The sequence below is a fragment of the Neisseria oralis genome (assembly GCF_045062685.1).
GTDB lineage: Bacteria > Pseudomonadota > Gammaproteobacteria > Burkholderiales > Neisseriaceae > Neisseria > Neisseria oralis.
Window position 1 is genome coordinate 1 of the sequence record NZ_JBJGEB010000008.1, and the last position, 20,277, is coordinate 20,277.

The following is a 20,277-nucleotide window of genomic DNA, read 5'->3' on the forward strand; positions in this document are numbered from 1 at the left end:
GGATGCGGAAGAGGCCGTAATGGTCTGGGTGCGCTGTCGGCTGCGTATGCGCAGATAATGGAATACGGCTTGATATTTAATGTATATTGGGTCATAAAAAACTGCACCTTGGCGGGTTGGAGAGAATGTCCAACTTTTGAGGTGCAGTTCACATTTTTTCAGACGGCCTTTTTTGTTTACTTAACCAGTTTCAATCCTTTTTTCGGTTTCGCACTTTCCGTATCTTTGGATTCGGACTGAGGTATTTGTTCCTGAGTCGGAATATTTTCCGGCTGATACGGCTCAACTTCAAAACCCATCCCTTCCCCACTTTCGCGTGCAAAAATGCTGACAACATGACCAACGGGAATCCAAATATCGTGTGCCACACCATTGAAGCGGGCCGAAAAATTCACCCATTCATTATCAATATTGAGATTATGGCTGGCTGTCGGGCCGATATTCAACACGATTTCATTTTCGCGCACATATTGCATAGGCACGCGCGTATGCTCGTTTACCCAAGCGACAATATGCGGCGTCTGGCCATTATCCACACACCATTCATATAACGCTCGGAGCAAATAGGGTTTCGTACCCGTAGTCATCGGTTTGTCCTTTCTGCGGTCAGCGGCGCATTGCTTTTTCGGCAGGGGTCAGTGCTTCGATGAAAGCCTCACGCTGAAAAATACGTTCGGCATATTTCAGCAACGGAGCGGCAGTCTTGCCCAATTTGATGTCGTAATAGTCCAATCGCCACAGCAGGGGGGACAAAGCCACATCAATCATAGAGAAATCATCGCCTAAGATGTATTTGTTTTTTGCAAAAGAAGGTGCCAGCAAAGTCAGACCGTTACCGATGGCTTCACGGGCTTTGGCTTGTTCTTTATTTGTCGATTCGGGAGTTTCCAAAACCTGCACAAGGCTGAACAATTCTTTTTCCATTCTGTACAGTACTAAGCGGCCTCGGCCACGCATAACCGGATCACCCGGCATCAGTTGCGGATGCGGGAACCGTTCGTCAATATATTCGTTGATGATATTGGATTCGTACAAAATCAAATCGCGCTCTACCAAAACCGGAACTTGGTTGTACGGATTCATCACGGCTAAATCTTCAGGTTTGTTGAAAATATCCACATCCTTGATTTCAAAGTCCATTCCTTTTTCGTACAACACGAAACGGCAGCGCTGGCTGAACGGACAAGTAATCCCGGAATACAATGTCATCATAATTCTTTAAACTCCTGCAAAATACCGTCTTTCAGACGGCCATATACAAACTTAATTGTGCAATTATAGCCGATTGTATGTTCCCAATCTAGAAAACCAACGTAATCTATTATTTTATAAAAATATATTCCAGCATTACTAAATTATATCCAACCGCAAGCAGCCGATTTTCATATGCCGTCTGAAAAAGAAAAAGGCAAAGTTTTTCGACCTTGCCTTTTTACCCATTCAATAAAGATTAATGTACGTCTTTCCAGTATTCTTTTTTCAGGAAATATGCCAGCGGCAGCATAACAGCCAACAGGAAAATCATGACCATATACCCTATGCGCTTACGTTCAAGTTGAGCCGGTTCACCCATATAAACCAAGAAGTTTACTAAGTCGCGCGTATAGTCGTCATACTCTTTTTCAATGACTTTACCGTTAGGCAGACGGCGGCTGTGCAGACCGGTCGATTCCCAATATAGTTTCGGAGTCAGGTTGCCGTGTTCGTCCTTGACCATAACGGGCTGGCCTTTGGCATCCAACTCAACCGCCCGGATCCCCTGCTGTTCCCACAACGGATGCGGCATACCGACCTTGTCAAACACCGTATTGTTCCAACCGTTCGGACGGGTCGGATCCTTATAGAAACCACGCATATAAGCATACAGATAATCCGCGCCGCGGGAACGGGCAATCAACGTCAAATCGGGCGGTTCCGCACCAAACCATTTAGCCGCGTCTTTGGGATTCATCGCCGACAGCATGACATCACCCACTTTATCGGTGGTAAACATCAGGTTTTTCTTGATTTCATCCTCGGTCAAGCCGATGTCTCTCAGACGGTTGAAACGCATACCGCTGGCCGAGTGGCAGGAAAGACAGTAGTTGGCGAAGATTTGCGCACCGTGTTGCAGGCTGACTTGGTCACGCAGGTCGATATCGACTTTTTCATAATTGGCATGGCCTCCTGAAGCAAGAGCCATACTCATCGGAGCTGCCAACAATAAGGCAGCAACCCAGTTTTTCAGAGTGTGTTTCATTTTCGCTGCCCTCATCAGATGTATGTTGCAAACAGGTATGCGCCTACCAGAGTAATGCTGGTGTAAACAAAAAACATGATTTTTTGTTTGGTCGTACTCATGGTTACGCGTTCCGGAACCGGTTGGGTTTTATCCAATTTGGTATAAAACGGCATACCCAAGAAGAAGGCGAAATAGATAAACGAAAGGATACGCGCAACCAACGTACGGGCATCGGTTGCCACCATTGCACCCAAAATACCCAAACCGATGAATGAAATGATAAACAACACTAAAGCCGTTTTGAAAATCGGGCCTCGATAACGGACTGATTTCACTTCTCCGCGATCCAACCAAGGCAGTAGGGCAATCAAGACCACCGCAGCCCCCATGCCGATAACGCCCCAAACCTGCGTACCCAAGAAAGAAGGAATCGCACGCAAAATGGCGTAAAACGGGGTGAAATACCATACGGGAGCAATGTGTGCCGGCGTTTTCAACGGATTGGCCGCGTCAAAGTTGGGGGCTTCGAGGAAATAGCCGCCGCCTTCAGGAGCGAAGAACAATACCGCGCAGAACACAATCAGGAATACTACGACGCCCAAGATGTCTTTAACGGTATAGTAAGGATGGAACGGGATACCGTCCAAAGGCACGCCGTTTTCATCTTTTAGTTTTTTGATTTCCACACCGTCAGGGTTATTGGAACCCACTTCGTGCAAGGCGATGATGTGCGCCACAACCAAACCGATTAACACCAGCGGCACGGCGATAACGTGCAGGGCGAAGAAACGGTTGAGCGTTACGTCGGAAATATTGAAATCGCCGCGGATCCAAGTGGACAAATCGGGACCGATTACGGGAATGGCTGAGAACAGGTTGATGATTACCTGCGCACCCCAAAACGACATCTGCCCCCACGGCAGCAGATAGCCCATGAAGGCTTCCGCCATCAATGCCAAAAATACCAGCGAACCGAAAATCCATACCAATTCGCGCGGCTTTTTGTACGAACCGTAAATCAGGCCGCGGAACATATGCAGATAGACGACGATGAAGAAGAAAGATGCGCCTGTGGAGTGCATATAGCGGATAATCCAGCCGCCCGACACGTCGCGCATGATGTACTCTACCGCGGTGAAGGCGGCAGGCAGGTGATAAGCATTCAGATTTCCGTCCGGCTTGTAGTTCATGGTCAGGAATATACCGCTGACGATTTGAATCACCAGCACAAGCAGGGCCAACGAACCGAAGTAATACCAGAAGTTGAAGTTCTTGGGCGCATAGTATTGCGCCAGATGCTCATTCCACATTTTAGACAGGGGGAAGCGGGCGTCCACCCAGTCTAACAATGCTTTTGCTTTGCTATTGGTTTGGTTTGCCATAATTATCGTTCCTTATTTTTATGCTTCGCCTACCAACACGGTGGTATCGCTCAGATATTTATACGGCGGTACGACCAAGTTGGTCGGTGCAGGAACACCTTTATACACACGTCCGGCCATGTCGAATTTCGAGCCGTGGCACGGACAGAAGAAGCCGCCTTTCCAGGCCGACCCCAAATCTGCGGGGGCGACGTCGGGACGGTAGGTCGGCGAACAGCCCAAGTGAGTGCAGATACCGATGGCCACAAAGATATTCGGCTTAATCGAACGGGTTTCGTTTTTGCAGTTTTCAGGCTGCTGCTCGACTTCTGATTTCGGGTCGCTTACTGCGCCGTCGAGCGCCTTGAGGTCTTTGAGCTGCTGGGCGGTGCGGTTGACCACCCAAATCGGTTTGCCCTGCCACTCGGCAGTCATCATCTGCCCTGATTCGATTTTGCTGACGTCGATTTCGACGGCGGCACCTGCGGCTTTAGCCTTTTCCGAAGGGAAAAAGCTTGCCACGAAGGGCGTAGCCACACCTAAGGCAGCCACACCTCCCGCCCCGCTTGTCGCGAGTATCAGGAAACGGCGGCGGCCGTTGTTGATTTCATGATTATCCATTATTCAGTCGTCCTAAAATTTTGGAAATACCGAGCCATTAAACAATGTAATTCTACCTAGTTTGCCGTGATACTCAAAGCATTATTTAAAGTAAGGTAAAGTTTTTCTGATATATTTCAACTTTTCAGGCGGGATTCGGCTCGTCGAAACAACACCATACTACATCGAACCGTTGCGCCAATGCTTCGCCTAATGCCCTGATTCCGTAACGCTCCGTAGCATGGTGTCCAGCACTGATGAAGGCGACGCCGGTTTCATTGGCCAAATGGTATTGCGCCTCAGAAATTTCGCCGGTTACATATGCGTCGACGCCTTCGTCGATGGCCGTCTGAAAAAATCCCTGCGCCCCGCCGGTGCACCATGCGATGCGGCGGATTTCCCTGCCGGCATCGCCGACGACTACCGGTTTGCGTTCCAGCTTCAGTTCGATACTCTGCGCCAACTGCGCCAGACTCTGCGTTTTTTTCAGACGGCCTGCGTTCAACAGGTTCTGCTCGCCGAACTGTTTTTCCAACTCCCAGTCCAGAAGTTTGGCAAGCTGCGCGTTGTTGCCCAATTCGGGATGCGCATCCAGCGGCAGATGGTATCCGGTAAGGTTGATTTGGTGGCGCAGCAATGTTTCGATACGCGTTTTTTTCCACCCCGTAACCGTAACCGGCTCGCTTTTCCAAAACATCCCGTGGTGCACCAGCAGCATATCGGCCTGCTGCGCCGCGGCGAAATCGACCGCCGCTTTGCTCGCCGTAACCGACGTAACGATTTTTCCGATTTCCGCTTTTCCTTCGACCTGCAAACCGTTGGGGGCGTAATCTTTAAACACGTCCGTTTGCAGCGTTTGGGCGCACCAGTCCAAAATTTCCCGACATCCAGCCATTTGGCGTTCCTTTCTTTTTCGAAAACAGGGCATGTATTTTATCCGAAAACCCGTATTCCGCCGCATCCGCCGGACATCGGATTACAAGCCGTTTCACTGTTTGACCGCCCTTCCCTTATGTTTACATGCCAGCGCGAATTATTTTAATATGCCTCCTTCCATCCGTAAGGCCGTCTGAAACATGGACTCCATCATCGAATTGCGCCACCTCAAAACCCTGCTGGTGCTGGAAGAAACCGGCAGCGTCTCCCTTGCCGCCAAACGCGTTTTCCTGACCCAATCCGCCCTCTCGCACCAAATCCGCGCCCTCGAAAACTACTACGACACCCCCTTGTTCGAACGCAAATCCTCCCCTTTGCGTTTTACTCCGGCCGGCGAACGCCTGCTCCAGCTTGCCCGCGACCTGCTGCCGCAGGTTGCCGCCGCCGAACGCGACTTGGCGCGCATCATCGAAGGCGAGGCGGGCGAGTTGCGGCTGGCGGTCGAATGCCATACCTGTTTCGACTGGCTGATGCCTGCGATGGGCGAGTTCCGCCCCATGTGGCCGCAGGTCGAATTGGACATCGTCTCCGGCTTCCAAGCCGATCCGGTCGGATTGCTGATGCAGCACCGCGCCGACCTCGCCATCGTTTCCGAAGCCGAGAAACAAAACGGCATCCGCTTCCGCCCGCTGTTTGCCTACGAAATGGTCGGCATCTGCGCCAAGGACCACCCGCTTGCCGACAAACCCGTCTGGGAAGCCGAAGACTTTATCGGCGAAACCCTGATTACCTATCCCGTTCCCGACGAAATGCTGGATTTGCTGCGCAAGGTGCTGCTGCCCAAAGGCATCAACCCGCCGCGCCGCCACAGCGAACTGACCATCGCCATCATCCAGCTCGTCGCCAGCCGCAGGGGCATCGCCGCCCTACCCTATTGGACGGTGATGCCCTATCTCGAAAAAGGCTACGTCGTCCGCCGCCAAATCACTTCCAACGGCCTGCAAAGCGAACTCTACGCCGCCATCCGCGCGGAAGACGCCGATAAAAGCTACCTCGACAATTTCTGCCAAATCGTGCGCGAACGGGGCTTTGCCGACTTGCCGGGCTTGAGCGAACTGGAAATGGCCGAATAATTCGACATCACCATAAAGAGGCCGTCTGAAAACATTGGTTTCAGGTTTTCAGACGGCCTCTTCCCGTTAAAAATAGTAAACCGCCCAAAAACAGGGTAGAATACGCCCCGTTTCCAACTCATGCCTGAACCAGCAGGCTTTTATTATGGACCTTCCCAGTTCGTTTTTACTGAACACTCCATCCGATTCAAACCCGCAATAACCATCCCGCCGAAATGCCTTCCCGCGTCTGGCGGGCGGAGCATTTATGAGCATCGAACAAACCCCTCCGAACCTTGAAAACGACGGTATCGAAAGCGACGTAGAGCGCGTTTCCGCCGATTTCGACCGTATCCACGCGCTGTGCGAAATCCTCTCGCCCGCCTTCCCGCAAATTGAGGAAGGCGTGCCGATTGAGGACGAGGCGTTGCGCGACAAATTTACCGAGCTGACCGTCCTTTTGAACGAGCTGCACCCCGCCGACGTGGCGGCCGTGTTGGAATCGTTGCCGCCGCGCGAACGTAATATCGTCTGGCTGTTGGTCACGCCCGAAGACGACGGCGAAGTGTTGCTGGAAGTGTCCGATGCTGTGCGCGAAACACTGATCGAGTCGATGGACAAAGACGAGCTGTTGGCGGCGGTCGATGACTTGGACGCGGACGAACTGGCGGAGCTGGCGGGCGATTTGCCGCACCAAGTGGTCTATGAAGCCTTGCAGACGCGCGACGAGGAAGAGCGCGCTCAAGTCAAGGCGGCGATGTCGTATGAAGACAACCAAGTCGGCGCGATTATGGACTTCGAGTTGGTCAGCATCCGCGCCGACGTTGCCTGCGAAGTGGTGCTGCGTTACCTGCGCCGTTTCGAGAGCCTGCCCGACCATACCGACAAGATTTTCGTGGTCGATGAAAACGACATCCTGCAAGGCGTGCTGCCCATCCGCAAACTTTTGGTCGCCGATCCCGAAGACTTGGTGGCGGACGTGATGGCGACCGAAGTCGTGCGCTTCCGTCCTGAAGACGACGTGGAAGAAGCGGCGCAGGCGTTCGAACGTTATGACTTGGTTACCGCGCCCGTGGTCGATGAAAACAAAAAGCTCATCGGCAGGATTACCATTGACGAGATGGTGGACGTTATCCGTGAAGAATCCGAAGCGGATATGTTGAACATGGCGGGTTTGCAGGAAGAGGAGGATTTGTTTGCACCTGTCTGGGATTCGGTGAAAAACCGCTGGATGTGGCTTGCCGTCAACCTCTGCACCGCCTTTCTAGCCAGCCGCGTTATCGGCGCGTTTGAAGGCAGCATCGAGAAAATCGTCGCACTCGCCGCGCTGATGCCCATCGTTGCCGGCATCGGCGGTAATTCCGGCAACCAAACCATCACTATGATTGTCCGCGCGATGGCGATGGGGCAGTTGACGGGGATGCAGGCGGGACGCTTGTTGAAAAAAGAAGTCGGCGTCGCTCTGGTCAACGGCATCATCTGGGGAACGGTCATGGGCGTGGTGTCATGGCTGCTGTACGGCAGCATCGGCATCGGCTTGGTGATGGTCGCCGCAATGACGCTGAACCTCTTGCTTGCCGCTTCGGTCGGCGTACTCATCCCCGTCATCATGGAAAAATCCGGCCGCGACCCTGCTTTGGGCAGCTCGGTGCTGATTACGGCGGTAACGGATTCCGGCGGTTTTCTGATTTTCTTGGGGCTGGCGACGATATTCTTGTTGTAAGGTCGTCTGAAAAATTGATTTTGAGGATATAAAAAGGCCGTCTGAAAACGAAAATTTGTTTTCAGACGGCTTTTTTTGTATGGGAACATATGTTGAAACATTATGAGTATGGAAAAATCCGAATATTCAAACAATAAGCTATAGTTGAATTAATACCCAATATTAATTATCATTAAGATTCACTTTGTTAGATTTTTTAATTTTTACCGAAAAGGAGTAAACGATGTCAAATACAGGAAAAGGGAATAGCGGTTCGGGTACCAACCCAAACTGGCCAAGCAAAACCGGCAATCCTTCGGGTGGTGGACGGGGCAACAATCCGCCAAAAGGGCAGGGTGGAAAATAAAAACCGGGCATATCATTCTAATAGCGGTGTCTGCTGCGGCACTTGCTGCATGTGCCGCACCTTAATCAGCCTCAACCCCACCGTTATTAGGGGAAAGAGGGAATTTCCAAACAGGAAGCAAAAGACCAGCTTGGATATTGCCGCAGTGATGTCGGGGCAAACCATTTGGAAAAAACACAGACCCAAAAATTGGTATTATATTGTATGAAATCAAAAGGCTACGAAATCATGGAAGAATACCGCTGATTCATGGGTGAACACAAAAAGGCCGTCTGAAAGTTTTTCAGACGGCCTTTTTAACCCGAATTCCGTTACAGGTAGAATTTCTCAACCACTTTCAAATCATTGTCCAATTTGTACACCAGCGGCTGGCCGGTCGGGATTTCCAAGCCCATGATGTCGGCGTCGGAGATGCCTTCGATGTGTTTGGCCAAGGCGCGCAGGGAGTTGCCGTGGGCGGCGACCAGGACACGTTTGCCGCTGAGCAATGCGGGGGCGATTTGGTCTTCCCAAAACGGCAGCACGCGCTCCAAGGTTACTTTCAGGTTTTCGCCGTCAGGCACGACATCGCTGGGCAGATTGGCGTAGCGGCGGTCGTTGTGGGCAGAGAACGGGTCTTTCGGGTCGAGCAGCGGCGGCAAGGTGTCGTAGCTTCGGCGCCAGATGTGGACTTGCTCGTCGCCGTATTTTTCGGCGGTTTGTTTTTTGTCCAAACCTTGCAGTTGGCCGTAGTGGCGTTCGTTCAGCCGCCATGTTTTGACCTGCGGCACAAACAACTGGTCGGATTCTTCCAAAACGATGTTGCAGGTTTTAATCGCGCGGGTCAGGACGGAGGTGAAGGCGATGTCGAACTCGTAGCCGTTTTCCTTCAGCTTTTTACCGGCGGCGGCGGCTTCGGCAAGGCCCTGCTCGCTCAGTTTCACGTCGCGCCAGCCCGTAAACAGGTTTTTCGCGTTCCATTCGCTTTGTCCGTGACGGATAAATACCAATTCCATGTCGTTGCTCCATAGGTGGTTTTAAAAGTGTTATTTATAACATATTTCCACCGATTCGGCTGGAAGTAGCTGTTTGTAGTTTGGTTTTTGTCAAGTACGACCGCCATACGGTTTCAGACGGCCTGATTCGGGCATATACTGTGGGCGGCTTTTTTACGGAGTACAGCTCATGGACAAATCAAACAAACCCTTCGAAACCGAAGAAAAAGGCGTCGGCCTCTGCCCCGACTGCGCCGTCGAAACCGGCACGATATTCGACGGCACCGACCGCACCGCCGCCGTCAGCCGCCTTTTTGAAACCGAACAAGCCGCCGCCGACGCGTTGGCGCACTACACCGCGCAGGCGCGCGAAGTCGAAAGCGAACCCTGCCGCATCGGCAGCCGTATCGTTCCTGAAAGCGGCGGCTTCCGGCTGGATGCCGAATTCGAGTTCTGCTGTCAGGCCGAGAAAGTCATCTTCCAGTTCAAAACACGCTGACGTGCGATAATGAGGCCGTCTGAAATTTCAGACGGCCTCATTCTTTAAGACCCCGCCTCAAATAATCATCCTATTTAAAATCAATACGGGTTAAAATACCGCCCAATCAAAATAACCGTTTCCACACATTGCCCCCATGTCTTCCCGCTTCGCTTTTTTGTCGGCCCCTCCGCCGCCGCGTACCGCGCTGACGGTGCTGGCCGCCCTGCTCTGGGCCGCCCTGCCGCTGGTTTTCTCCCTGCCTACCGCCGTCGTCTTGTTGTTTGCCGCCCTGCTGGCCGTGCGCGGCGCGCTGCTGTATGCGGGAATCGGCAAACTGCCCGCACCCGTATTGGCCCTGCTGGGCGTGTTGTCGGGCGTTTTGGTTTGGACGCAGCTCGGCACGGTGTTCGGGCGCGAGGGCGGCGTGGCGTTCCTGCTGCTGTTGGTAACGCTCAAAGCCTTTGAAAGCAGCTCGCAACGCGACTGGAACGTGCTTCTGCTGGCGATGTTGTTCCTTATCGGTTCGGCGGTGCTGTTCAACCAGAGCCTGCTTACCGGCCTCTGGCTGCTGGCGGCGCTGACGGCGGCGGCGGTATGCCTGGCCGTATCGGCGGGCGGCCTCGGCTTGCGCGAAGCACTGCGTTGCGCCGCCTCGTCGCTGCTGGCGGTGCTGCCGCTGGCGGCGGTGTTGTTCGTCAGCGTGCCGCGCATGAAAGAACCATTGTGGCGCATCCCGCAGGGCGGGCAGCAGGCGAAAACAGGCCTGTCGGGCACCATGCAGCCGGGCAGCATCAGCAATCTGGTGCAAAGCGACGAATGGGTGGCCAACATCACCTTTTCAGACGGCCTCAAACCCCAACCGCGCGATTTATACTGGCGCGCCATCATCATGAGCGATTTCGACGGCACGCGCTGGCAGGCCATGCCCGACTTTGCCGCCGACGGCGCGCCGCAGCTTCGGGTTTCGGAAGGCCGAGGCGTGCGCTACCAGATGATTATCCGCGACCAAAACGGCGCCCTGCCCGCACTCGACTACCCCGCAGGCGTATTGCCGCAGGGGCTGGTGCGGCGGCTGGGCGGCACCGTCCGCGCCGAACGCAGCCGCGAAGGCTTGCGCCGGCTGGATTTGCAGGCCGCACTGGGCGACACCCTGCCGCACGCGCTCAACGAAGCCGAATACCGCCGTTACACGCGCTTGCCCGAAGGCAACCCGCAGACGCGCCGCCTCGCCGAAACATTGGCCAAGCAGTCTCCGACCGAACGCGCGTTCATCCGCAACGTCCTCAACCACTTCTCCCGCCGGCATTTCAGCTACACCCTGCGCCCGCCGACGACTGCCGGACGCAACAGCATCGACGAGTTTATGTTCGCCACCAGACAGGGTTTCTGCGAACACTACGCACAGAGTTTCGCCGTCATCATGCGCGCCGCCGGCCTGCCCGCGCGGATTGTAACCGGCTATCAGGGCGCGGAATACAACCCGCAGGGCGGCTTTTGGCAAATCCGTGCCAAAGACGCCCACGCATGGACGGAGGTATGGCTTCCGAGCGAACAGGTTTGGCTGCGCGTCGACCCGACCGCCGCCGTTGCCGCCGTCCGTACCGAACAGGGTATCGGTTCCGCCCTGCCGCAAAACGACCGCGTGCTGATTGCCGATGAGTCCGCCTTCAGCCGCTGGCGCGACGCCGGCCAGTTTTACTGGCAGCAATGGGTGGTCAACTACGACCAAAGCCGCCAAAACAGCTTCTTCTCCCTGCTCGGCTTGGGCGGATTCAACCTGAAAACGCTGTTGCTGTTCCTGCCCGCCGCACTCGCCGCCGCCCTGCTGCCGCTCTACCGCTGGCAGGCCAAAAACCGCAGCCGCGACCATCTGGAAGAAGGCTTCATGCTGCTGAAACTCGCCCTGCTCGGCGATGGCGGCGAATCCGCCCCTTCCGTTACCGCCGCCGAACTGAAAAGCCTGCTGCACGAAAACGGCATTCAGGACGGCGCGCTGGAAACGCTGCTGGCCGATTACGACAACCTGCGCTACGCCGGACTCCCGTCCGACCCGCGGGCGGAACGCCGCTGGTACCGCGCGGCGGTGAAAACGGCAAGGCGGTATCGGAAAAAGTAAAACGTCAGGCAGTACGCAGGCGTTATGGCGAAACGGCAGGCAGCCGATATGGCAATTTCCGCCCCTATTTGCCCTTCGGATACCATTGCCTTGTCGGCGCACAACTGCCGCTATCGCCGCTGGTCGCATAATGGTCGCAGTTCGGATCAAGCCGTTTGCCGGAGGAATAGGGTTTATTGGTCAAACCGTCCGTATCAAGAGAACTGCACGCACTCAACAAACCCGCACAGAAAAGGGCCAAAAACCTTTTTGCCGTTACCATTTCTTTTGCGGATGCAAACACGGCGGAACAAGGTCTGAAAACCGCGCCCAAGCAAACGCGGAAAAAACGGCGTTTCTGCGTGAAACCGCCGTCTGAAATTTGCGCCGACCGCCGCATTTTAAGTTCCTGCATCATAAAAACTCCTTCCGTTAATTTAATAAATAGCGATTCAAGCCCCCCGATGAAGAAGGCCCTGTCCGCTGAGACAACGATGCCGTTATTTCGTTTACTTTAATTTATGTTTTCCGCACATTCAAATGGACAATTCGGTTCACCCCGCCGACGCACCCATTAAGGACAGGCCGTCTGAAAACAGTTTTCAGACGGCCTGTCAAATCCAAGCAGAAGCGCCTGTTTTGCTTTACAATATAGCTCATTATTTTATCTGCCTTTTCAAATTTCGATGAACGAGCAAGCCACCCTTTCCCCCGTCGGCGAAGACTACCTGCTATTAGGTCAGTACGCCGAACGCGCCTATCTCGAATACGCCATGAGCGTGGTCAAAGGCCGCGCGCTGCCTGAAGTTTCAGATGGCCAAAAGCCCGTGCAGCGGCGCATTTTGTTTGCCATGCGCGATATGGGTTTGACGGCGGGGGCAAAGCCGGTGAAGTCGGCGCGCGTGGTCGGCGAGATTTTGGGTAAATACCACCCGCACGGTGACAGTTCTGCCTATGAGGCGATGGTTCGCATGGCGCAGGATTTTACCTTGCGCTATCCCTTAATCGACGGCATCGGCAACTTCGGTTCGCGCGACGGCGACGGGGCGGCGGCGATGCGTTACACCGAAGCGCGGCTGACGCCGATTGCGGAATTGCTGTTGTCAGAAATCAATCAGGGGACGGTGGATTTCGTGCCGAACTACGACGGCGCGTTTGACGAACCGCTGCACCTGCCCGCCCGCCTACCTATGGTCTTGCTCAACGGTGCGTCAGGCATCGCGGTGGGCATGGCGACCGAAATTCCGTCGCACAATTTGAACGAAGTCACGCTGGCGGCGATTGCGCTGTTGAAAAAGCCGACGCTGGAAACCGCCGACCTGATGCAATACATCCCCGCCCCCGATTTTGCCGGCGGCGGTCAAATCATCACGCCGGCGGATGAATTGCGCCGGATTTACGAAACCGGCAAGGGTAGCGTGCGTGTGCGTGCGCGTTACGAAATCGAGAAGCTGGCGCGCGGGCAATGGCGGGTGATTGTGACCGAGCTACCGCCGAACGCCAATTCCGCCAAAATCCTTGCCGAAATCGAAGAACAAACCAACCCGAAACCGAAAGCGGGTAAAAAGCAGCTCAACCAAGACCAGCTCAATACCAAAAAGCTGATGCTGGATTTAATCGACCGCGTGCGCGACGAGTCCGATGGCGAGCATCCCGTGCGCCTAGTGTTCGAGCCGAAATCCAGCCGCATCGATACGGATACCTTCATCAACACGTTGATGGCGCAGACTTCACTGGAAGGCAATGTGTCCATGAATTTGGTGATGATGGGGCTGGACAACCGCCCCGCGCAGAAAAACCTGAAAACGATTTTGCAGGAGTGGTTGGATTTCCGTGTCGTTACCGTAACACGTCGTCTGAAATTCCGTTTGAACCAAGTGGAAAAACGGTTGCACATCCTTGAAGGCCGTCTGAAAGTCTTTCTGCACATTGACGAAGTGATTAAAGTCATCCGCGAATCAGACGACCCGAAAGCCGATTTGATGGCGGCGTTCGGGCTGACCGAAATCCAAGCCGAAGACATTTTGGAAATCCGCCTGCGCCAGTTGGCGCGTTTGGAAGGTTTCAAACTCGAAAAAGAATTGAATGAATTGCGTGAGGAACAAGGCCGTCTGAATATCCTTTTGGGCGACGAAAACGAAAAACGCAAGCTGATTATCAAAGAGATGCAGGCGGACATGAAGCAGTTCGGCGACGCGCGCCGCACGCTGGTGGAGGAGGCCGGACGCGCCGTGCTGACGCAAACCACCGCCGACGAACCCATCACGCTGATTTTGTCGGAAAAAGGCTGGATACGCAGCCGCGCCGGACACAATCTCGATTTGAGCCAAACCGCGTTCAAAGAAGGCGACCGCCTCAAACAAACCCTCGAAGGCCGTACCGTTTTACCCGTTGTCATCCTGGATTCATTGGGCAGAACCTACACGCTTGATGCCGCCGAAATCCCCGGCGGACGAGGCGACGGCGTGCCGGTTTCATCCTTAATTGAGCTGCAAAACGGCGCGAAACCCGTCGCCATGCTCACCGGCCAGCCCGAACAGCACTACCTACTCTCAGGCAGCGGCGGCTACGGCTTCATCGCCAAACTGGGCGATATGGTCGGACGCGTGAAAGCGGGCAAAGTGGTGATGACTGTGAACAGCGGCGAAACCGTCCTGCCGCCGATTGCCGTCTATGCATCTTCGCTCATCAATCCCGACTGTAAAATCATACTGGCCAGCAGCGACCACCGCCTCTTGGCGTTTTCCATCGGCGAGCTCAAAGTCATGCCCAAAGGGCGCGGTTTGCAGTTGATGTCGCTGACCGACGGCGCATCGCTGGAACACACCGCCGTGATTTTCTCCGCCGAATTTACCGTCGAAACCGTCGGCAGGCGCGGCGCAGTCCACCAAGAACGCCTGCGCATCCGCGACATCGTCGGCAAACGTGGTAAAAAAGGGAAAGTTTTGGAGATTTCAGGCCGTCTGAAAAGATTATTAGGCGTAGATTCTGTATAATCACGCTATTAATATATCTATAAAATGAGTTATACTATCGGTATAATTTTCTTAGAAACTGCGTCCGCTGGGGAGCGCAGAAAACTGAGCCGCAAGGCGACAAACGGGTATTTTTCCATAAATGATAAGAACAAAACAATACAGAGGATGCAAATGAATAAAGGCATCCAAGAATTAGACAGTCTGAGCGAGCGCATCCCAGGCCTGATCAATATCGCCCGGATAGCCATCGTATTGTCTTTGGTCGTATTCAAAGTATTCAGCACCTACGCCGGTGGCGAAATAGCGGCAAGCTCTTTCCCGACAATAGAGTTTTACAGTTGGGCCACCGTATATTCCGTCTTAATCCTGCTCTCCATCTTCCGTCCCGACTGGCAGGTGCAGTCGCTGGACCTGCCCAACGCCAGCGCAGTCGTCGATATTTCCATGATGATGATTCTGGTGTATATCGCCGGCGGGCTGGATTCGGGTTTCGGCATTTTGGTACTGCCTTTCGTGGCCACGTCATGCCTGCTCAGCTACGGGCACTACCCGATGCTGTATGCAGGCTACGCCTCCATGTTGTACCTGTTCAACCTTTTCCTCGGCAACGGCATCCGTTTCAATCCGCTAAGCTGGGACAGCCATTCCGTACTGACCGCCCTGCTGCTGATTGCCGCCAGCTATCTCGTCGCCATCCTGACCGCCTTTGCCGCCAAATATCTGGAGCAGGCTACCGAATCCGCCAGTAAACACCAGCTTGCCTACCGCCGTATCAGCGGCCTGAACCGCCTGGTGCTCAACCGCGTGCAAGAAGCCGTCATCGTCATCGATGCCACGCAGCGGGTATGGCTCTTCAACAAACAGGCGAAAACTTACTTCCCCAGCTTGGCGGTTGACCAGCAGGAAGTCGTATTCAGCGAATTAGTTACCCGCTGGCAGTACCAGCCCGACAAAGCTTTTGAAACCGACATCCACATCTTCCAGCACGCCATGCATGTTCGCGCCGTCCCCCTGATTCAGGAACAGACCGAACTTTTGATGCTGTATGTCCGCTCGCTGCGCGAAGTGGCGGCGGAAGCCATGTCCACCAAGCTCACCTCGCTCGGACAGCTTACCGCCAACCTCGCCCACGAAATCCGCAATCCGATGTCGGCCATCCGCCATGCCAGCGATCTGCTGCAAGACGGCGAAGAAGAAGACCCCGTCAAAACCAAGCTCTACGGCATCATCGACAGCAATATCCAACGCATCGATAAAATGCTGGAAGACGTATCCCTGCTCAACAAACGCGACAACATCAACCGCGAACCGCTCAATCTGATGAAGTTCTGGCTGGCGTTCAAGCAGGAATTCACGCTCAACAATCCCGATGCCGTCGGCTGCCTGCGCATGAACATGGAAGGCAGCAACCTGACCGTGCTCGCCGATACCATGCACGTCCAGCAGATCATGTGGAACCTCTGCAACAACGCATGGCGCCACAGCCGCCAAAACGAAAACGCCATCACAGTATTAATCCGTCCGAGCGGCCGCATGCATATCTCCATTGTCGTCGCCGACAACGGCAAAGGCATTTCCGCCGAGGTGCGCGATCACCTGTTCGAACCGTTCTACACGACCGAAAAACAAGGTACGGGATTAGGCCTTTATGTCGCCCGCGAACTGGCGCACGCCAATATGGGCCAACTGCATTACCATCCCGAAATGAACGGATTCGAGCTGATTTTACCGAGGGAATTAAATGAGTAAGCTGCAAGACCCCGTATTGGTCGTCGATGACGAGGCAGACATCCGCGACCTGATGGAAATGACGCTGATGAAAATGGGTTTGCGCGTGCAAACCGCCGTCGGCGTGGAAGATGCCAAAGACAAACTCGACAACGACGATTACTCGCTGGTGTTGACAGACATGCGTATGCCCGACGGTTCCGGCCTCGAAGTCGTGCAATACATCAACGAACTGATGCTTGACACCCCTGTCGCCGTCATCACCGCCTTCGGCAATGCCGACCAAGCCGTCGAAGCCTTAAAGGCCGGCGCATTCGACTATCTGCAAAAACCGATTACCCTCTCGCAACTGCGATCCTTGGTCAAATCGGCGGTATCCGTTTCCGACCATGCAGAGGATGCAGCGCAGGCGCCGTCTGAAAAACCTCAGCCCGCCCCTGTCGCCGCGGCGTTCAACAAACCCAAAGCCCAGCCGCCCAAACCTGCCAAACGCGATTTGAGCGGTTCGGTTTCCATCCCCGAAAGCCTGCGCTCGATAAAAGAACGCTTCTCCAGCGGTGAAATCGCCATACGTCCGAACGAAGAGCCTCCCGAACTTGGCGGCGAGGCGGATATGCCCCGCCTGCTCGGAATGTCGCCGCAGATGGTCGAAGTCCGCCACCTTATCCGGCGTTTGGCGCGCAGCGGCGTGCCCGTCTATATTTCCGGCGAATCCGGTACCGGTAAAGAACAGGCTGCGCGCACCATCCACGAACTTTCCGACCGGGCCGACAAACCCTTCATCGCCGTCAACTGCGGTGCCATCCCCGAAAATCTGATGGAAAGCGAGTTTTTCGGTTACAAAAAAGGCAGCTTCACCGGTGCCGACCAAGACCGTCTCGGTTTCTTCCAACACGCCGACGGCGGTACGCTGTTTCTTGACGAAGTAGCCGATTTGCCGCTGGCGATGCAGGTCAAACTCCTGCGCGCCATTCAGGAAAAAGCCGTGCGGCGCATCGGCGACGCGCGGGAAACTTTTGTCGACGTCCGCATCATCTGCGCCACCCATAAAAATCTCGAAGCACTCGTCGAAAGCGGCGCATTCCGCCAAGACTTATACTACCGCCTCAACGTCGTTACCCTGCACATGCCGCCCCTGCGCGAAATGCGCGAGGACATGGGCGCTCTGATTCTGTATCTGCTCTATAAACACCGCCACGGCACGCAAACCTACAAACTCAGCCCCAAAGCACAGGAAGCCTTACTGCATTACAGCTATCCCGGCAACTTCCGCGAGTTGGAAAACATCTTGGAACGTGCGGTGGCACTGACGGTCGGACAGGTTATCCAACTGGACGATCTGCAAATCCAAAAAGCCCCCCTTCCCAAGGAGAATCACCAAAACGGAGATGTCACTTTGGATGACATCTCCGAATCGGAAGGGCAGCAAATGCAGCCGGAAAACTCATCCGCTCACGGCGCACTTCCCCCTTTCGATCCCCGCACCATGCAGATTCAGGACTACCTCGACCAAATCGAACGCGACATCATCGAACAGGCTCTGCAACAAACCCGTTACAACCGCACGCAAGCTGCCAAGTTACTGGGCATCAGCTTCCGCTCGATGCGTTACCGAATGGAGCGGCTGGACATCAATTAAAGCAGAACGCAGCCTCTTTGATATAGCGGGATACGAAAGCGATCCCCCCTGCCTGTCCGCTGATAAAACGCAGGCTTCCCGAAACCTGCCGCACTGCCATAGTTAAAACAGCAAAATAAAGGTGGAGGCCGTCTGAAAACGCACTTTCAGACGGCCTCCACCTTTATCCGAATCTGCAAAAACCTTAAACAGGTTCTCCCCTCCCCCTAATCCTGCCTTTTTACGTTATCCGCCAATATCCGCCGCCCGACCGCTTCCTTCAACGGCATATCGTTCAAACGCACCAATGCCGTATGGAACTCGTGGAAATCCATCTGTTGCGAACCAAACCGCTTCAAATGTTCGGTATCCTGCTGACAGTCAATCAATTCCACCCCGCATCGCTCAAGAAACGGCACGGCGCAGGCGAAAGCGATTTTAGAAGCGTCCGGCGCACGGGCAAACATCGACTCACCGTAAAACACACGGCCGATTTGCACGCCGTACAAACCGCCGGCCAGTTTCAGACGGCCTCCATCGTCAGTATCGGGATACCAGCATTCAAACGAATGTGCAAAGCCAAGCCGGTGCAGGTCAAAATAGGCCGTCTGAAATTCAGGCGCAATCCATGTTCCGTCCTGGTTCGGACGCGGCGCAGCGGCACAGCCCGCAATCACATCGGCAAACGCCTGATTCACGGTTACGCGGTATGCCTTACCGCGCAGGGTTTTGGCCAAGGATTTGCCGATATGGATATTTTCGGGCAGCAACACAGTACGCGGGGCAGTGGCAAACCAGTAAAACAACCCGTTTTGCCGAAACCACGGGAAAATCCCCCTGCGGTAGGCCGCAATCAGGCGGCCCGCATCCAAATCGGCGCTGATACCGACCAATCCTTCGCATTCGGCAATGGCATAGTCAGGGTTAGGAAAAACGTATTCCTGCGGCGGAAGAAACGGAACTCTCATATAAACACACTCAAACCAGACATAAAAACGGTCAAAACACAATCAGACCTTGGCGACCGGCCGGCCTAAAATGATTTCAGACGGCCTGAATGGACTCCGAGGCCGTCTGAAAATCTCAAATCGGTAATCCGCCTAGCGTTTCGCTTTGGCTTGGCAATCGGCGCATACGCCGTACATATACAGAGCATGGTCGACGATACGGTAGCCGTTTTCTTCCGCAATTCTGTCTTGCAGCGCTTCAATTTCCGGATTATGAAATTCGTGCACACTGCCGCATTTGACGCAGACGATATGATCATGATGGTCGCCCTTGTCCAATTCGTACACGGCCTTGCCCGTTTCAAAATGATGCCGCTGCAAAATACCCGCCTGTTCAAACTGGGTCAGCACACGGTAAATCGTGGCGACGCCGATTTCGACGCCCTGTTCGAGCAGGATGCGGTAAACATCTTCCGCGCTCAAATGCTCTTCGGCATGGGCCTCGAACAAATCCAAAATCTTCAGGCGCGGGCCGGTAACTTTCAGTCCGCTGTCCTTCAGTTGCGCAATATTGCTGAAATTATTTTCCATAGTATTCAATACCCCTGTGATGTAATAACCGTTATAATACGCACTTTTAGCAGACTTGCCCACTATGGCACAATAAAGGTTTTTAATAAATTATCCGCTTCGATTCGTGATAATCACATAAAATCTTTACCACAAAGATGATTATCGTTTGCTTTCCCGCACCGTTTGTGCGAACGTAAGCAGCCGCTCCCAATCATTTGAAAAGAAAGGTAAACCCGTGAACAAAACCCTGTATCTCGCCCTTGCCGCCCTGTTGGGTTTGGCGGCTTGTTCTGCCGAGCGCGTATCCCTTTTCCCTTCATACAAACTCAAAGTCGTGCAGGGCAATGAATTGGACCCCCGCGCCGTTGTATCCCTGCAACCGGGCATGACCCGCGACCAAGTTATCCTGCTGCTGGGCACACCGTTGCTGCGCGATCCGTTCCACGCCGACCGTTGGGATTACACTTTCAACACCAGCCGCAACGGCGTCATCAAAGAACAGGTCGATCTGACCCTCTATTTTGAAAACGGACTGCTCGCGCGCGCCGAGGGCAACGCCGTTCAAAAAGCCATCGAAGCCGTGCAGGCCGAACAAAAATCCGCATCGGGCGGGCAAGCGACCGCTCCGCTGAAATAAACAGGGC

General features: G+C 54.2%; 18 protein-coding genes. 8 read left to right on the forward strand and 10 right to left on the reverse strand.

Annotated elements, in window-relative coordinates; genetic code table 11:
- Positions 1 to 176 precede the first annotated feature (176 nt).
- From ACI43T_RS08335 to ACI43T_RS08360, 6 genes are all read right to left on the reverse strand, one after another.
- A complete protein-coding gene (locus ACI43T_RS08335; protein WP_405386469.1) occupies positions 177 to 587 on the reverse strand; it encodes a ClpXP protease specificity-enhancing factor in 411 nt (136 codons plus the stop codon).
- Between the two features lie 19 nt (positions 588 to 606).
- On the reverse strand, positions 607 to 1,212 hold the full coding sequence (locus tag ACI43T_RS08340; protein WP_009174979.1) for a glutathione S-transferase N-terminal domain-containing protein: 606 nt from the start codon (positions 1,210 to 1,212) through the stop codon (positions 607 to 609).
- Positions 1,213 to 1,450: 238 nt separating this feature from the next.
- The gene (locus ACI43T_RS08345; protein WP_293276063.1) at positions 1,451 to 2,239 is read right to left on the reverse strand and encodes a cytochrome c1; all 789 of its coding nucleotides are present in this window, start codon (positions 2,237 to 2,239) and stop codon (positions 1,451 to 1,453) included.
- Positions 2,240 to 2,253: 14 nt separating this feature from the next.
- Complete coding sequence (locus ACI43T_RS08350; protein ID WP_377079496.1) at positions 2,254 to 3,603, reverse strand: cytochrome b; 1,350 nt, start codon at positions 3,601 to 3,603, stop codon at positions 2,254 to 2,256.
- Between the two features lie 18 nt (positions 3,604 to 3,621).
- Positions 3,622 to 4,203, reverse strand: coding sequence for a ubiquinol-cytochrome c reductase iron-sulfur subunit (gene petA, locus ACI43T_RS08355; RefSeq protein WP_009174982.1), 582 nt, complete (start codon positions 4,201 to 4,203; stop codon positions 3,622 to 3,624).
- A gap of 124 nt (positions 4,204 to 4,327) precedes the next feature.
- Positions 4,328 to 5,077, reverse strand: a complete 750-nt coding sequence (locus ACI43T_RS08360) for a Nif3-like dinuclear metal center hexameric protein (RefSeq protein WP_405386472.1) — start codon at positions 5,075 to 5,077, stop codon at positions 4,328 to 4,330.
- A 181-nt stretch (positions 5,078 to 5,258) separates the two neighbouring features.
- Between ACI43T_RS08360 and ACI43T_RS08365 the strand changes: the two genes are divergently transcribed.
- The gene (locus ACI43T_RS08365; protein WP_405386474.1) at positions 5,259 to 6,191 is read left to right on the forward strand and encodes a LysR family transcriptional regulator; all 933 of its coding nucleotides are present in this window, start codon (positions 5,259 to 5,261) and stop codon (positions 6,189 to 6,191) included.
- Positions 6,192 to 6,438: 247 nt separating this feature from the next.
- On the forward strand, positions 6,439 to 7,893 hold the full coding sequence (gene mgtE / locus ACI43T_RS08370; protein WP_405386476.1) for a magnesium transporter: 1,455 nt from the start codon (positions 6,439 to 6,441) through the stop codon (positions 7,891 to 7,893).
- A gap of 657 nt (positions 7,894 to 8,550) precedes the next feature.
- Here the strand turns inward: mgtE and ACI43T_RS08375 are convergent.
- Positions 8,551 to 9,234: a 2,3-diphosphoglycerate-dependent phosphoglycerate mutase gene (locus ACI43T_RS08375; RefSeq protein ID WP_009174986.1), complete on the reverse strand. Its 684-nt coding sequence runs from the start codon at positions 9,232 to 9,234 to the stop codon at positions 8,551 to 8,553.
- Positions 9,235 to 9,403: 169 nt separating this feature from the next.
- Here ACI43T_RS08375 and ACI43T_RS08380 point away from each other — a divergent pair, with 169 nt between their 5' ends.
- On the forward strand, positions 9,404 to 9,712 hold the full coding sequence (locus ACI43T_RS08380; RefSeq protein WP_009174987.1) for a YfcZ/YiiS family protein: 309 nt from the start codon (positions 9,404 to 9,406) through the stop codon (positions 9,710 to 9,712).
- Positions 9,713 to 9,848: 136 nt separating this feature from the next.
- Positions 9,849 to 11,810, forward strand: a complete 1,962-nt coding sequence (locus ACI43T_RS08385; protein WP_405386479.1) for a transglutaminase family protein — start codon at positions 9,849 to 9,851, stop codon at positions 11,808 to 11,810.
- Between the two features lie 64 nt (positions 11,811 to 11,874).
- On the opposite strand, the gene ACI43T_RS08390 is transcribed toward ACI43T_RS08385, so the two are convergent.
- Positions 11,875 to 12,207 carry a hypothetical protein gene (locus ACI43T_RS08390; RefSeq protein WP_377079498.1) on the reverse strand — a complete coding sequence of 111 codons (333 nt, stop codon included), beginning with the start codon at positions 12,205 to 12,207 and terminating at the stop codon, positions 11,875 to 11,877.
- Between the two features lie 268 nt (positions 12,208 to 12,475).
- Here ACI43T_RS08390 and parC point away from each other — a divergent pair, with 268 nt between their 5' ends.
- The 3 genes from parC (at position 12,476) to ACI43T_RS08405 (ending at position 18,134) form a co-directional block, all read left to right on the forward strand.
- Positions 12,476 to 14,785 carry a DNA topoisomerase IV subunit A gene (gene parC / locus ACI43T_RS08395; RefSeq protein WP_377079499.1) on the forward strand — a complete coding sequence of 770 codons (2,310 nt, stop codon included), beginning with the start codon at positions 12,476 to 12,478 and terminating at the stop codon, positions 14,783 to 14,785.
- 153 nt (positions 14,786 to 14,938) lie between these two features.
- Positions 14,939 to 16,516: an ATP-binding protein gene (locus tag ACI43T_RS08400; RefSeq protein ID WP_009174990.1), complete on the forward strand. Its 1,578-nt coding sequence runs from the start codon at positions 14,939 to 14,941 to the stop codon at positions 16,514 to 16,516.
- Positions 16,509 to 18,134 carry a sigma-54-dependent transcriptional regulator gene (locus tag ACI43T_RS08405; protein WP_009174991.1) on the forward strand — a complete coding sequence of 542 codons (1,626 nt, stop codon included), beginning with the start codon at positions 16,509 to 16,511 and terminating at the stop codon, positions 18,132 to 18,134. The genes ACI43T_RS08400 and ACI43T_RS08405 overlap by 8 nt, the downstream gene beginning before the upstream one ends.
- 206 nt (positions 18,135 to 18,340) lie before the next feature.
- Here ACI43T_RS08405 and aat read toward each other — a convergent pair whose 3' ends face one another.
- On the reverse strand, positions 18,341 to 19,081 hold the full coding sequence (aat, locus tag ACI43T_RS08410; RefSeq protein ID WP_293276071.1) for a leucyl/phenylalanyl-tRNA--protein transferase: 741 nt from the start codon (positions 19,079 to 19,081) through the stop codon (positions 18,341 to 18,343).
- A gap of 132 nt (positions 19,082 to 19,213) precedes the next feature.
- Positions 19,214 to 19,651 carry a ferric iron uptake transcriptional regulator gene (fur, locus tag ACI43T_RS08415; RefSeq protein ID WP_039851119.1) on the reverse strand — a complete coding sequence of 146 codons (438 nt, stop codon included), beginning with the start codon at positions 19,649 to 19,651 and terminating at the stop codon, positions 19,214 to 19,216.
- Between the two features lie 217 nt (positions 19,652 to 19,868).
- Here fur and ACI43T_RS08420 point away from each other — a divergent pair, with 217 nt between their 5' ends.
- Entirely contained in the window at positions 19,869 to 20,270 is a 402-nt protein-coding gene (locus ACI43T_RS08420; RefSeq protein WP_293276072.1) for an outer membrane protein assembly factor BamE, read from the forward strand.
- The last annotated feature ends 7 nt before the right edge of the window (positions 20,271 to 20,277 follow it).